Origin of the sequence: Pontibacter beigongshangensis, assembly GCF_014332515.1 — a bacterium.
Taxonomy (GTDB): domain Bacteria; phylum Bacteroidota; class Bacteroidia; order Cytophagales; family Hymenobacteraceae; genus Pontibacter; species Pontibacter beigongshangensis.
Map to the genome: position 1 here is coordinate 55,220 of NZ_VFSD01000003.1, position 14,891 is coordinate 70,110.

5 protein-coding genes are annotated in these 14,891 nt (G+C 48.0%); all 5 read right to left on the minus strand.

Going from position 1 to position 14,891, the window contains the following annotated elements:
• Positions 1–76 precede the first annotated feature (76 nt).
• The 5 genes from lysA to FJM74_RS03905 all read right to left on the minus strand — a co-directional run bounded on the left by lysA (position 77) and on the right by FJM74_RS03905 (position 14,065).
• Positions 77–1,225, minus strand: a complete 1,149-nt coding sequence (lysA, locus tag FJM74_RS03885) for a diaminopimelate decarboxylase (RefSeq protein WP_187261258.1) — start codon at positions 1,223–1,225, stop codon at positions 77–79.
• Positions 1,218–2,549 carry an aspartate kinase gene (locus tag FJM74_RS03890; RefSeq protein WP_187261259.1) on the minus strand — a complete coding sequence of 444 codons (1,332 nt, stop codon included), beginning with the start codon at positions 2,547–2,549 and terminating at the stop codon, positions 1,218–1,220. The genes lysA and FJM74_RS03890 overlap by 8 nt, the downstream gene beginning before the upstream one ends.
• A gap of 482 nt (positions 2,550–3,031) precedes the next feature.
• Complete coding sequence (locus tag FJM74_RS22315; RefSeq protein WP_241738944.1) at positions 3,032–7,498, minus strand: T9SS type A sorting domain-containing protein; 4,467 nt, start codon at positions 7,496–7,498, stop codon at positions 3,032–3,034.
• Positions 7,499–7,847: 349 nt separating this feature from the next.
• Positions 7,848–9,563 (minus strand): Ig-like domain-containing protein, encoded by a 1,716-nt coding sequence (locus tag FJM74_RS03900; RefSeq protein WP_187261260.1) that lies wholly within the window; start codon positions 9,561–9,563, stop codon positions 7,848–7,850.
• Positions 9,564–10,072: 509 nt separating this feature from the next.
• The gene (locus FJM74_RS03905; protein ID WP_187261261.1) at positions 10,073–14,065 is read right to left on the minus strand and encodes an Ig-like domain-containing protein; all 3,993 of its coding nucleotides are present in this window, start codon (positions 14,063–14,065) and stop codon (positions 10,073–10,075) included.
• Positions 14,066–14,891: the final 826 nt, after the last annotated feature.

A 14,891-nucleotide genomic window follows, 5' to 3' on the forward strand; every position in this document is an offset into this window, starting at 1 on the left:
CAGGCAGCACATCTGAAGAAAAAAGCCCTGACGCCAGAAGTGGTGCCAGGGCTTTTTATTGTTGCTTGTTATACGCTTACTTGTTTAGATACACCACCTGGGCCTTGTCGCGCAAGTTATACTGTGAGGTCATCACCTCGCCGTAGGCGCCTGCGGTACGGATGGCAATCAGATCTCCCCGGTTTGTCTCTGGCAGTAACACAGCCTTTCCGAAACAATCCGATGATTCGCAGATCGGGCCAACCACGTCGTACTTCTCTTCCGGCAGCTCGCTGCTCAGGTTCTCGATCTTGTGGTAAGACTGGTACAGGGCAGGGCGGATAAGCTCTGTCATGCCGGCATCGAGTATGGCAAAGCTAGTGGTTTTGCCGTGCTTTATGTACAGCACCCGCGAGAGCAGGGTGCCACACTGCGCCACCAGCGACCTGCCCAGCTCAAAGTGCACCTGCTGCCCCGGGCGCACCTCCAGGAACTGGTGAAAAAGAGCGAAGTAAGCCTCAAAATCAGGAATCGGCTGCTGGTCCGGGTGGTAATAGTCTACTCCCAGGCCTCCGCCCACGTTAATATGCTCCAGCTCTACGTTATGCTGCTGAAACCAATCCTGAAACTCATTGACACGTGTGCACAGGTTCCTGAACGATGACAGATCCGTGATTTGCGAGCCGATATGGAAGTGAATGCCTGTCAGCTGCAGGCTGTCCAGTTCTTTCAGCTGCGCCAGCACGTCAGGCAGTTCCCAGGCATTAATGCCGAACTTGTTCTCCTCCAGGCCGGTGGTAATGTATTTATGGGTGTTGGCGTTCACATTCGGGTTGATGCGCAGGGCGATGCGGGCTGTTTTGCCTTTGGCCGCTGCCAGCTCATGGAGTACAGCCAGCTCATGCGACGACTCGCAGTTAAAGCAGAAAATATCCATGTCGAGCGCATAGTTTATCTCAGCGTCTGACTTGCCTACTCCTGCAAATACCACGTGGTCGGGGCTAAAGCCGTTCTCGATGGCGCGTCTCACCTCGTTGCCACTTACACAATCCGCACCGAAGTTGTGGGCCTTTACCTCGGCCAGAACGGGGGCGTTGGCGTTTGCCTTCAGGGCGTAGTGCACCTGGTAGCCATACTTCTCCGATTCTGCCTGGGCTTTCCGAAGGGTCCGGCGCAGCAGGTCAAGATCATATACATAGAGCGGTGTGTCGTGTTGCTGCAGCTCCTGCAGATGGTTTTTAAGCATTAGTGCTGCTCCTTTCAAAAATATTCTCGTTCAGCAGGGTTAAGGCTTCTACTTTGTCGGCAGTGCTGATCAGCAGGCTGATGTTGTTGCGGCTGCCGCCATAGGAGATCATGCGTAGCGGAATGCCCTGCAATGCCTGGAAAATCTTCAGGCTGGTACCGGTTTGCTTTAAAAGGAAGTCTCCTACAACGCAAATAATGGACTGCTGCCGGTCTACGTCTACCTGTCCGAACTCTTTCAGCTCAGCCACGATTTCGTTCAGGTGCTTCGGGTTATCGATGGTAAGCGATACGGCTACCTCCGAGGTCGTGATCATGTCGATAGGTGTTTTGTAGCGCTCAAACACTTCGAACACACTGCGCAGGAAACCGTAAGCCAGCAGCATACGGCCAGACTTTATCTTGATGGCAATGATGTCGTCTTTGGCTGCCACGGCCTTGATGCTGCCTCCTTCGGTTCTGGCCGAAATGGTGGTGCCTTTGGCCTGCGGCTGCATGGTGTTGAGCAGCTTTACCGGAATATTTTTCTGCTTGGCAGGCAACACGCTGGACGGGTGCAGGATTTTGGCTCCAAAATAAGCCAGTTCAGCAGCCTCATCAAACGACAGCTCCGCAATCGGGTAAGTGTTCTTTACCACGCGCGGGTCGTTGTTGTGCATGCCGTCTATGTCGGTCCAGATCTGTATTTCGGAGGCATCTACGGCCGCGCCGATCAGGGAGGCGGAGTAGTCGGAGCCACCACGCTTCAGGTTGTCGATCTCGCCGAAGGCATTGCGGCAGATGTAGCCCTGGGTAATAAACAGCTTGATGCCCGGATATTTGTCCAGCTCCGTTCTGATGTTTTTGGCGATATAGTCACCGTCCGGCTCTTCGTTCTCATCTATCTTCATAAAGTTGAGCGCAGCCAGCAATGCCGATTCCACGCCCTGCTCTTCGAGGAAGAACTGGAACAGCGCGGTGGAGAGCAGTTCCCCCTGCGCCAGGATGGCCCGCTCCTCATGCACCGTGAACAGGTCCTGTGTAAAGGCCTTGATATAATCGAAATGCGTGGCGATCAGCTCCAGTGCCTGTTTCTTTTTGCTGTCGGTGGCGTAGAGCGAATCTACTACCTGTTTATATTTTTCGTACAGCGCCTCAATCAGCGCAGTCGCTTCGTCTTTGTTGTTCAGGTGCAGCTGCTCCGCTATTTGCACCAGGTTGTTTGTAGTGCCAGACATGGCAGACAGCACCACAATCTTAGGCTCACCATCGTTGATCAGGCCCATGACAGACTTCATTCTCTCGGCAGAGCCAACGGAGGTACCTCCAAATTTTAAGATTTTCATGATACAGATATGAAAATGAGTTTGTTAAAAATCGTCTGCAAAAGTATGAAATTATAAACATGAAGCGTAAGAAATAATCATTTTAACAATCAATATTCACAAAAAAGAGCCAGCGGTGGAGCTGGCTCTTAAAATTTGGCGGGGTCATGGTGACAGTAGTTGGTTCTTGCAGTTCAGTTGTGCCGCCTTTGCTGCTGCCTGTTCGGATACCGGCACTCTAATAAGTTTGCAGGTACCGATTATGCTAATGAAAATGCCCCTCCGGAGGCATTTTTGCTGCTGTTGCTCCTGCAGCTGGTAGCCTGCATCTGTGTGTTAGCAGCTGCAGCAGCAGTACGGGTGACCTCTCGAGGGGCATTTTCATTAGCATAATTTGAAACTCAACCAATAGACCACCTGATGGGCAAAGTAAAAATACAAAATGATGGCAGCAAGGCTTTTTCGCAGCTTTACACCTTTCTAAAACTCAAATTGGACGAATACTAATTCGATTTCATGATCCTGGTGGAAGCCTCAATACCGTTACCGGATACCTTCAGGAGGTACATGCCAAAGGCCAGTTTGTTCAGGTTTAGCTCCAACTCGTTCAGGCCCTTACTCAACTCTACCTGTTTCACCAGCAGTACCCGGCCCTGCATGTCTATAAGCCGTACCGTGGCGCTTTCGGGTTGAGGTGCTGTAACTGTAACAGTTACCTGATTGCTAAAAGGGTTCGGGTGCGCCTGCAACTGCATATTGTTCACCATCACGTTGGCATCAACTGCAATTACACTGCTGTAAGCAAATGCACCATCGAAATCGACCTGCTTTAAGCGATAATAGGCTGTGCCAGCCAGTGGCGCAGCATCCGTAAAATTGTATTTTGATTTCTGGCTTGTGTTGCCTTTTCCGGCTACGGTACCTATTTTTTCATAAGTTTTCGCATCCGTACTGCGCTCTATTTCAAAGCGGTCGTTGTCTGTTTCGGAAGCAGTGAGCCACTGCAACAGCACCTGGTTATTGGTTTTAGTTGCGGTGAAATATACAAGCTCTACAGGGAGAGAGGTAGTAGTAGGTGCTTCGCCGTAGAAGGTCAGTGTTAACGGTGATGTGGTGGTAATCCCATTCTGGTCTGTGGTGATCACTCTAAAGGTGTAGGTGCCCGGAATTAACGAAGCAGGATCTGATACGGTGATATTGCCAGTGGTAGGAGAAAGGCTGGTGCCAGGTGGTAGTGAATTACCAAGAACCAGGCTGGCAGATTGTATTCCTCCATCCGGATCAAAAGCAGATGCCAGTACGGTGCCTGTATTGTACTGGCTCTGGTACCGTGGAGCGGCAAGTAGATATTCTGCCGGGCAATTGACAATAACCGTAACATTGTTAGCAGCGGTGCCCCCGCCACAACCAGAAGTAACTGTCCAGGTAAAGGTGTAGCTGCCTGAATTCAGGCCTGTGGCAGTGGTGGTAGGGCTGGTAGGTGAGGTAATAGTAGGGGCAGGATTACCCGTTGTGCTGCTCACACTCCATACTCCGCTACCGCCGGTTGCCGGCGAATTTCCAGTTAATGCTACTGACAAGTTGTTTCCGCACTGCGCTGCTGACCAGGAAGAGGCAGCAGTTGCCGTAGGTCCTGCAATTACACTTATGTTCACAGGGGTATTTAATCTATAGCTATTAGCACACTCGCCTGTTGTTGGCTTTACGCCTACATAGTAGGCGTAAGTTCCGGCAGGTAGTGGATTGGTGGTTGTTAAATTTTGAGAGGTAGGGGCTGGGGAGGTGACTGGCACTCCGGTGCCAACAGATGCGTTAGTGGTTGCGTCGAACAATTGATACGTAAAGCCTGCCTGGGGACTATCAACAGTTATGTTTGGTGCTGTGTTGGCACATATAGTAGGGGCTGTTGTGACTGTGTTGGTAAGGGTAGGGCTACCAGTCAGGTTCACGGTAAAGGTGGTTGCAGCAACTGCGGGTGTTGCCGTACAACCAGTAGCTATATTAGTTACTCGTAAAGTAAAGGCTGAATTATTTGTGCTGACAACTCCTGTAGAAAGCCCTATAGGGGTGGAGGTTCCTGTGCCCTCAACAGCAGTTCCAACCAGTTGGCCAGATGTGTTTACCAACTGGTAGTTGTTTGCTGCCAGGGTGCCAGCCACCTGAACGGTAGCCGCGCCAGGGCACGACAATGTCATGCTGGTCGGAGAAAATGAAAGTCCGGAAATAACTGGTGCTGCGTTAACGGTAACAGCAATTGTAGTAGGCAAAATAGCATCACAATTCGTTCCTGTAAATCTTCTAGCCCTAACATACAATGTTGTATTACTGGTTAATGCGCCAGACGTGAGGGTAATGGAGCCACCTGTGCCTAAAACAGAACTACCTGTAGCCGTATAGATAAATTCAGGAGATGTACCGGTGCGGGTGGTTAAGGCATAAGAGATACCAGGTTCTGTGTTATTGATAGTAGCTGAAACAACCCCACCGCTACAGGTGGTAAAGGTAGTTGGTGTAATAGTTGGTGCTGTGGACGGAGTGACACAGGTAACAATTACAGGTGCTGCCCTATCGCTTACGCAGGTAGAGGAAGGGTCGGAGGTATAGGTGGCAGAGACTGATGCCCCCGCGAAAACTTCGAAAGCAGACAAACCTGTAACTGTAAAAGCGCCAGTTTGTGTGGCTGTAACAGGTGTGAAGGGCGTGCCATCAATAATAAGCGTTACCTGAGATCCTGGAGCTGCGCCTGTACCATCTATTGTAGTGGATCCTTCTGCTATTGGCTGTGTTATGGTAGGTGCAGTTGGAGCAGGAGTAGAGCTTACTACGTTTGAGTTTATGCTCCGAACCTTTCCGGTAGCCTGTGCTCTTGCTGTAATAAGGGTGCCTGCTGCAATACCACCACCGGAAGCGGCTGTGAAACTTACTGACCAATTGCCTTGGGTTGTAACAATTGCTGTGATAGGATTTGAAGTACCGCTCTGTATAACTAAGGTTCCATTACGTTGGCCTGCTGTTCCACCTGTGTAGAATTGGAGCACTGTTCCGGCTTGTTCGGTAGAGGTGCCAGTTAGGGTTGTTACTAATCCACAGTCGAGTGGGTTTATAGTGGGGGCTGTGGTAGTTTCCGATACAATTAAGAAGTTTGAAGGAGTAGACTCGCCTGCGCAAGTTGCGGTTTGAACTGTTCTAACGTTCAGTAAATCGCCCACAGCTAGTGGGGTAGAGAGGGACGGAATGGGGATGGTAATAGTTTGTGTAGTTGTACCACCTGTGTATGGAGCAGTAGCGATAGCAACACCGTTTCTGTTGAGAATTACGTTTCCAGAAGGCGGAGCAGAAGTTGCAAACCTTATATTTACAGTTACGGATGCAAGATTTGTAGGTACTGGTGTTACTCCGGTAGCATTAGCTGTATTTGAAACATTGTTATAGGCTACACTGGAAATTGATACTGTTTGCAGGTTATTGTTAAAGTTTCCACCTGTAGTGTAACAAATTTGATTTGATAAAAGAGATGTACATCCTGTAGCTACTCCTTGAGGAGTAGTTGGTGTAACGGTAATTCGATAGTTGCTATTTTGGCTGACATTTAAAGCAGTAGGTGCTCCTGTTGAAGAAGCTGGAAACTGAGTACCAGCTGTTAAGTTTAACACTCCTGTCACTGCAGTTTGCCCTGAAGTTAAATTATGTACTGTAATAATTTGGTTGCCACTAAAACTTGGAGTTATTACGAGTGATCTGAGACCAGTAGTTCCAGTAATACCACTAAGGGTAGGTGCAGGAGTAGCAGTACATAAACCTGTGCTTACAGTAACTGCGTTAGAAATAGGCGAAACCGTCTTATTTGCTGGCGTTACAGTAGCTGTTATAGTATTCCCGGAGGCAAGTAACGTACTTGAAATCCCGCTAAGCGTCCAAATGCCTGTCGAGCTGACGGTAGGGCAACCAGGTTGTCCTGCGCCACCGCAAATGGCCGTACCATTTCTAAAAACAGTAATTACAGAACCAGCAGCCTCTACCGATGTGCCGGAAATGGTTGTGCTGTTAGCGTTAATAGGACCACCTACCACAGGAGCTACCGCCTGTAGCTGTTCGAACTCACCGCTCTGCAATTCGCTTGGGCTGGTTGCCGGAAACGAGCTGATAATATCGCCCCAGGCCCTTTGCCTGTTAAAGTTGTAGGCCGCATAGTTAATACCTCCAATATCCGACACGGTGCCTGTAATGCCGCTCTGCGCACTCGTAACCGTTATGCCCGACATTCGGAGGGGAGTGGTAGCAGTGATAGTACCAGTAGGAAAAGCTGACAGGGGCACATAAAAGTCATAGAAGTAATCGGGGTTGCCGCTGCCCTGCGAGGCGGCAACGGCTTTTTGGGAGAATTGCGCCACAGAGCCCGACCAGATCTTAGATCCGCCTGAAACCTTTTCTCTATGGTCGTAGATGCTTACGTCGAAGTTGTTGGCAAGCACCACCTCAAACTCAAAGCCTGGGTTAAGATCGGTAGACTGTGTTTTGAAATTTCCGTCGGTGTCTATCAGCACACTGTAGCCTTTAGATGCCGTAGAGGCCGACCCAACTCGGAACCTGAACAAAAGATGCCTACCGTTAAAGTAGGCGGCCAATGGGGAGCCTGTCGTAGAGCCGTTCGTATTTGGTGGAGCCAGATCTGTATGGCCGCCGCCGCTTCCTGTGGTAAGGTCGTTCAGGGGTTCCGTCAGAAGTGCCGGGAATGCCCTGTAAGGAATTTCGCTGAACCCTGCACCCTCATCTCTTGCGCCCGCCGTCCAGCCTGCTGCCGTCGGCGATACATAGCCATCCCCGTTAGGGTCTAAGATCAGGTTGCCCCCGCTAGTTGCACGTGTATAGATCAGGCCTGGGGTCTGTGCAAATAGATCGGTTGGCGTAGAGGTGCTTAATAGCAATAAAAAAGTATTCAATATGAAGGCTCGCAGTATATTTGTTTTCATACAGATAAGTTTGATGGTTGTTTTCTTTAAGTGTTTGTACCTGATGCTTTTATGCGTATAAAATGTTCATGGTGTGGATATAAACCACAAATAAGTGTAAAGGTTTTGACTTGTTCAAACATTTAACCGTATCGTAATAAATACTTAGGCAGGAAATTAAAAGTAAATTGTATTTTTATGATAATATCATTTTCCTGGAAAAAGTAAAAAAGGCTTTCCTTGACTAGGAAAGCCCTTTTTCTACGCTATACCTGTACCCAAAAATGGGTATTTATTGAGCTAAGTATTTTCCGGTTTTTTTAGCCATAGATTTTACTTATTGTAGAACAGTCACGTTCTACAATGAGCCTTACGACTTGATAACCCTCATTTTGCTGTCGATGCCATTGCCTGTCACTACCAGGATGTAGGCACCGGCTGGGATAGAGTCGGTTGCAATTTCGAGCTTGTTTTCGCCCTGCTCCAGGAACAAGGCTTTTGTCATAACCGCTCTGCCTTGCAGGTCGAGCAGTTGCAGCTGTGCGTGGCCTGCAGAAGCGGCTGGCAGGTTCATATTAACCTGGTGAGAAAATGGGTTAGGGTAGGCCTGTACCTGTGCGCCAGCTATGGTGCCTCTAACAGTAACCGTAATCACTTTGCTGTAATCGTGCGTGCCGTCGGTATCTACTTGCTTCAGGCGGTAATACACCAGGCCGGCAGGTGCCTGCGCGTCGAGGTAGCTGTAGTTAAGCTGGCGGCTGCTGTTGCCGGCGCCTTTCACTTTACCTACCGCCTTAAAAGTCTGCCCATCCTGGCTTCTTTCTACAGAGAAAAAGTCGTTATCCTGCTCCGATGCTGTTACCCAGGCCAGTGCAGCACCATTGCCTTGCGATTTTGCCGAGAAGTCCATCAGGGAAACAGGTAAGGTCATGCTCATGATGGTAATGTTGTAAATAGCCGGCTGCATGCTGGTGGCGCCAAGGTTGTCGGTAGCCGTGTACGTAAACACTGCTTCGCCTTCGAATGCCGGTGATGGCTCAAAGCTGAGTGCCGTGGCTTCGGTTGGAGAGATCTGCTGGCCTTTTCTGGCCATCTGGTCGTTTACATAAAGAGTGCCATTAACCGGGGTAGGTACAGACGTAAGCGTAAAGTGTTGGATAGAGCGACCTGCTCTTACATTAGCTCTCAACGGACTGATTGCTTTTACACTACCCTCGGCAGTTGATACGGCCATGGTTACCGATACGTTCTCTACTGCTGGCGCGTCGCCTTCCTGGATAAGGGCATGGTTACTGCCGTTGTTACCCAGGTTATGGTCGCGCTGTTTATCAGAAAGAAGACTCACTATTGAGGTGTGGCTGAAGCTTTCGATTGTGTTAACTCTGGCAATGATTTCAACTGTCTTAGATTCTTTGCCAGCCAGGGCCTGCACATTCCAGGTATTATTTATGCCTTTTTGGTTATATCTCCAGTCATTACCTTCCGAAGTTGACCGGATAAAGGTAAGTTCGGAAGGCAGGAAATTCGTGATGTGAACGCCATCCCAAACCGGAGAAGTTCCCAGGTTCGTAATGGTAAAGCGAACGGTTACTTCCTGTCCTCTCTTAAACGGAAGGCTTGCCAGGATCTCATGGGTGATGGTCAGGTCGATGTCATGCACAATCGGAACGGCATAGGTGGCCGGCGCAGAAACAGCACCTTTGTTATCAGTGGCAGTATATGTGAAGGTGGCTGTGGCTTCATAGTTAATTGATGACCTAAAGCTGAGTTGTGCAGCCTGAGCTGGGGTAATAACCTGTCCTTCTTTTGCAGGTACGTTATTTATTAATAAGGAACCCAGCCAATTTTCAGGAAGAGTTAAGATCTTGAAGCTTGCTATAGAACCATCGGCATCGGTAGCACTAAGCGGAGTGATTGTTTTAGCCACAGCATTGTTGTTCGGAACAACCGCAGTCGTGATGTTTTGAGCTACCGGCGCTTTGTTGGCCTGCGCTAAGGTGGCACCCTGGATCAGGAGGAAAATAGTAACTAATACGAAACGGGAAACTAAGTTTGCGGGGCGGTTGGTAGTTGATAACTGGAGCATAATCTTAGGCAATTCAGGGTAAAAATCTATATCAGATGAAGTCTTTCTTCGTTTTCATACCTGCTTTCAGGTATGTTCTGATATCCCTTATAGAAAGATGGTGCCAGTAACTAGTTGGGTGAAAATTGAATTTGGATTATATGTAGTGAGAAATTGCTGTAAGTTGTTCTTTGAGACTATTAATGGGATTAAAGCAAATAAGATGATCTATGTCATCTTATGAATTAAGCTTTTTTAGCGGGAGTTTTTCCAATAAATGGAATAGTTGTTCTTGTAATGGGAAGGATTCTATTTTTAGGAATTTAAGTCTTGTATCCAATTAGAGAGCTTAATTTAAAGTGTGTTTCGTTGTCCGTGCGTTTATAGGCAGCAACTTCTGCAGTTAGTCTTCAGCTGTTGAGGCGGCTTTTGAGATAGGCAGCAATGCTCCTGAACTGCCGGATAATATAATGTTATGAACTTCTTTGCAAGCTCCTCTTCCACAATAGAAGAGGAGCTGCTGTTTTAACCTAATGTGCTTTCACGACCTTTACTTTCTCTTGTATTCCGTTTCCGGTAATGGTTAATATATACATGCCGGGTGTAAGCGAGTAAGTTGGCAGTTCGTATCTGTTTGTTTCCTTGCTCACTTCTATCTGCTTGGCGTAAACAATTTTTCCCTGCAAATCGATTAATTGGAGTTGCGCCTGGCCTGCAAGTAGGGTAGTCAGTTCCACTGTAAGTGCATCGCTGAAAGGGTTCGGGTATGTTTGCGTTTGGTGTGTGCCGGTAACCATGCCTTTAGAAGTTGCCGTTACTACCTTGCTGAATGTATACGTGCCGTCAAAATCGACCTGTTTCAGGCGGTAGTAGGAGATGCCTGCAGGGGCCTGTGCATCCAGAAAGGTATAATCGAGTCTCATGCTGCTGTTGCCTGCTCCTTTTACTTTTCCGATCGCCCCGAATGTTTTGCCGTCCTGGCTTCTCTCTATCTCAAAATAGTCGTTGTTCTCCTCGGTAGCCGTGGCCCAGTCCAGTTTAACTCCCTTTTGTTGGGCCTGCGCCGTAAACTTCATGAGCGATACGGGGAGGGTGGAGTTGATGACAACAATAGCGTAGCTCGCAGGTTCAGCAGAGGTTATGCCCACCTCGTCTGTGGCTGTGTAACTGAAGGTGGAAGTACCCAAAAAATATTCTGCTGGCTCAAATGTCAGCTGTTCCGCTTGAGAAGGAGTGATGTGATCTCCTGCCTTTACCTCAACACCATTAACAAGCAGTATGCCTTCAGTGGTTGGTGGCAGTGCGATGATGGTATAGTAAGAGATGGAGCGTGTATCTGGGCACGTTGCACTTAATGGATTTAGATTTTTCTCGGTTGTTGCTGTGTTGATAGAGCTTGTTAAATTATATGCGGTTGGAGGAGCCAGTATCGGAATGGTGTAAAGGGCGGTGTTTGACCTTATCCCCTGATTATCTGTTGCTCTAAAGGTGAAAGTAGCATTACCTGAGAAAGTAGAAACAGGTGCAAAGGTCAGTTGTGCCGCCTGGGTTGTGTTTAGGATTTGACCAGCTCTCGCGGCCTCTCCATTTGCATATAACACACCCTGACCAGCAGTTGGCAACGTAACTATGGTATAGGTTGCTATGCTTCCATCCAGGTCTGTGGCGCTTAACGGGCTTATAGGGGCATTTGCGGCCTTATTAGAAACAGCCGAAGTGGTTACGTTGTTAGCCACCGGAGGCGTAGTAACCGGGATGGTATAAATTGCTGCCGCTGTTGATGATGATCCAAAATTGTCGGTTGCTCTGTAGGTGAAGGAGGCATTTCCAGTGAAGGTGGAAGAAGGAGTAAAGCTTAGCTGCGCCGCCTGCGTGGTATTTAAAATCTGGCCAGTAGTAGCAGCGACACCATTTACATACAAAACTCCTTGTGCTGCTGTAGGAAGTGAAGCGATTGTATAGCTACGTATGGTGTTTCCTGCATCCGGATCTGTGCCAGCTAAGGGAAGAATAGTAGCATTGCCTCCTTTGTTTGAAATTGCCGGGTTTATAATGGGATTAGCTGTAGGAGCATTGTTGCCAAGCGGATTCTCATTAACATGAAGGGTGTAAGTAGCTGTATTTGAAACGATTTCCAGGTTATCAGTAGCTCTATAAGAAAATGTATATGGGCCTGCTGTTGGAGCATGATAGGTTAAATTGCCTAGTTGATTAGCTTGTACTATGGCGTTTGAGTTACCGATTACTACTGCAGTTCCGTTATTATACAATATTCCTGTTGATGGTAAACTTAGTATAGTAAAGAAAGAAATACCTCCGTCAGGATCAATGGCATTAAATGGTGGTGTTAAAATGATTCTATGACCAGGGTTATCCTTGTTTGTGCTAGTTATCTGATTTGACCTCACATCATAAGCAATGGGGGCAATATTAGTAGAGGCTACTACAGGAATAGTATACGTAGCAGAAGGGTCGGCTACAGCTCCCTGATTGTCTGTTGCTGTGTAAGAAAATGTGGCATTGCCTGTAAATGTGGCAGCAGGGTCAAATCTGAGTTGTGTTGCCTGTTCAGGTGTAATAGTTTGTCCTGTAATTGCGGCCACACTATTTACATGCAGTACACCCTGGGCTGTTGTTGGCAAGGTCTGAATGGTAAAGGATGCGATGGAGCCATCTGGGTCGGTGGCTGCTAAGGCACTAATGGAAGTAGCAGCTGCTGTGTTTGCAATAGGGGCCGTGGTTACGTTATAAACAACCGGTGGAGTGTTTGTGTTAAGGGGTATGGTGTAGGTTGCCGGCGTTGAGTCTTCGGCACCTGCATTGTCGATAGCGGTATAGGTAAAGGTAACATTTCCTGTAAAGGTACCGGTTGGCGCAAAACTTAGTTGAGCTACCTGTTGCTGCGTGTACACACTGGTCGTGTTAACTGTAGTTCCGTTGCTATAGAGCAGACCTTGGGCAGCAGTAGGCAGCGTGGTAAATTTATAACCAGCAATAGTGCCATCTGTGTCGTAGCCAAGTAGCGGCAGAATAGGAGTAGCTGCCGCTGTAACAGGACCTGTTGTTATATCAAGGGCTACAGGAGCGCAATTTGGACCTGAAGAGGCAATAAGCACTGGCCTGGCTATGCTTGGGTTCACAATGCCTGCTCCGCCAGTAGTTGCTCCGTAGTTAGCCGAAACCGCCGTAGTGCCAGCTGTGCCTGCATTAGCCCTTGCGGCTACCAATGCGCCATTTGCGTAAATCACACCACCGCCACCGCCGCCGCCAGGTCCGTGAGCTGATCCACCACCCGTATTTGAACCGCCAGTGCCGCCGTTGGCATTTACTGTAACTGAGTTTAGCACACCGGTTAACGATGTTACTATAACGCTGCCACCGGCGCCGCCGCCGCCAGATCCATCGTTAGCAACGGTGCTGTTTGCATTTGCGCCATTTGCGGTGAGAAAGCCTGTTCCGGAAACACTTCCGGATCTTACTAAGATAATGCCACCACCTGCTGCTCCACTGCTTGCCAGGCCGCCAGCAGGTGATCCGCTGCCATCATTTGTAGTACCGGCACCGCCGCCGCCGCCCATTACCAAACGGGTAGTTGCTACTGATGAAAAAGTCCTGCCTCCAAATCCTCCTACAATACGTCCGGAGTTCCAGGCATTACCTCCTTGGCCACCAATGCCGCCATTGGCGCCGCCGCCGCCACCGGAGTTTTCATTGTTCGATCCGGGATTGCCATCTGTACCACCACCTCCGGCATTACCAGCCGCACCACGGGCCATACTTCCATTAGGGTAGCCTTCAAAGCCGGTATCAGTAGATGCTGTTGCTCCATTTGCTAATACATGTCTTGGAGTGCCGGCAATACCTTCTCCCTTCTGCGCGTGTGCGTTCAATGTTGCTGATGATCTATAATCAGCATTAGTTAAACCTGTTGCCCCAGTCATTTGTCGGCCTGCTCCGCCTCTGAAGCCTAAACCGGTTACATTGATGCCATTGCCGTTAAAATTCAGGTTACCGGCTACATCAAGCACTACCACGCCACCCGTTGTGCCATTCCAGGCTGGAGTAGTTAACGTGGCACCTAATGTTGCCGACATATATTGCGGCACTCTGATAACCTGGTACCTTTTCTGGCCCTGCGGGCTGAAATCTGAATTGGTGTAGGAGTTATGCAGGTAGGCAACTGTAAGCGAACCTCCTTCTTTCGGCACATCAGAGGTGGCCACGGCATATTCATAAATACCAGCAATATTATTAGACTCCGTGCCATAGGTTGCATCGTTAGGCGATGTAATGTCAACTCCCTGCATTTGAATGATTAGTACCAGGTCGCCTGTGGCGATGGGTGTGGTGCTGCCTGTAGGCTTGCCAAGGAGGATGCTCTTGTTTGCACCGGCAGTTACCGACTGTGTAGCAGGATAATAGGTGTTTATAATGGTGGTGCCTCCGCTTAAAACCCCATCACGGCCTGGGTTTGAACAGTTTTGAGCAGAAACTGTGCTTTGGGCAATAAATGAAAGGAGCAAAATGGCTGTAAAGGGAATTAAGCGCTTTGCGAGGCTTGATTTCAGCGAAGGGTGCATATTATTGGCGAATCCAGATTTATGATGTGAACAGAGAGTTTAAATAAGCATTACCTAAAATCAGGTAACTCTGGACTCGCCTTTACAGAATAGTGCCGAAAATGGAAACTATTGGTATAGAAGCATAAATTAATATAATTTATACTAGATTACTAAACCAATACGTAAGAATAATTTGAATTAATTTAAGATTAAAATATCTGATACACTATTAAATTAACCCACAAATTTATTTAATTAGTCTCAAATTTGGAATGTGAATTCTATTTTTTGGAACGGAAGTCTGAACAGGAGAGAAAATCCTAACGGAGTGGGTGAGTTCATAACTGCTCTGTTCAAAAAATTAGATAAGCAGGAAATGCCTTAAAATCAGAGAAGGAACTCTCTGAATGTGGTGCTTCAGTAAATTAAAGATTTGGAAAATATGGCTGATATGCTTTCTGATTACTTTTGCCGGCCTTCAAACTCTTCAAAAATCAATTCTAACAGGAGGTGCCTGAAGAGCAGGACAACTATAAACATGGCAGGCAGTAATGGCCGTGTCAGAAATTTTATATTATTTCCAAATAACCTCTGTGCATGGATAAGCAGGGCTTATTTCAGATTATGGAATCGTGATTTGGTTGAAAAATTATGTTAACCAGAACAGCTGCTGCTGATCATGCTGCACTGGCTTTTTGCGCCAGCTTAACTTAAGCTACTAATGATTCACTGGTTGGCCTTAATCCCTCGGTCTGTCCCCTGACACAGACCCTTTTTGGTATGAACC

Excerpts from the sequence above, each read along its gene's own strand:
- FJM74_RS03890 (WP_187261259.1), bottom strand. The coding sequence starts at position 2,549 with ATGAAAATCTTAAAATTTGGAGGTACCTCCGTTGGCTCTGCCGAGAGA.
- lysA (WP_187261258.1), bottom strand. The coding sequence starts at position 1,225 with ATGCTTAAAAACCATCTGCAGGAGCTGCAGCAACACGACACACCGCTC.
- FJM74_RS03900 (WP_187261260.1), bottom strand. The coding sequence starts at position 9,563 with ATGCTCCAGTTATCAACTACCAACCGCCCCGCAAACTTAGTTTCCCGT.
- FJM74_RS22315 (WP_241738944.1), bottom strand. The coding sequence starts at position 7,498 with ATGAAAACAAATATACTGCGAGCCTTCATATTGAATACTTTTTTATTG.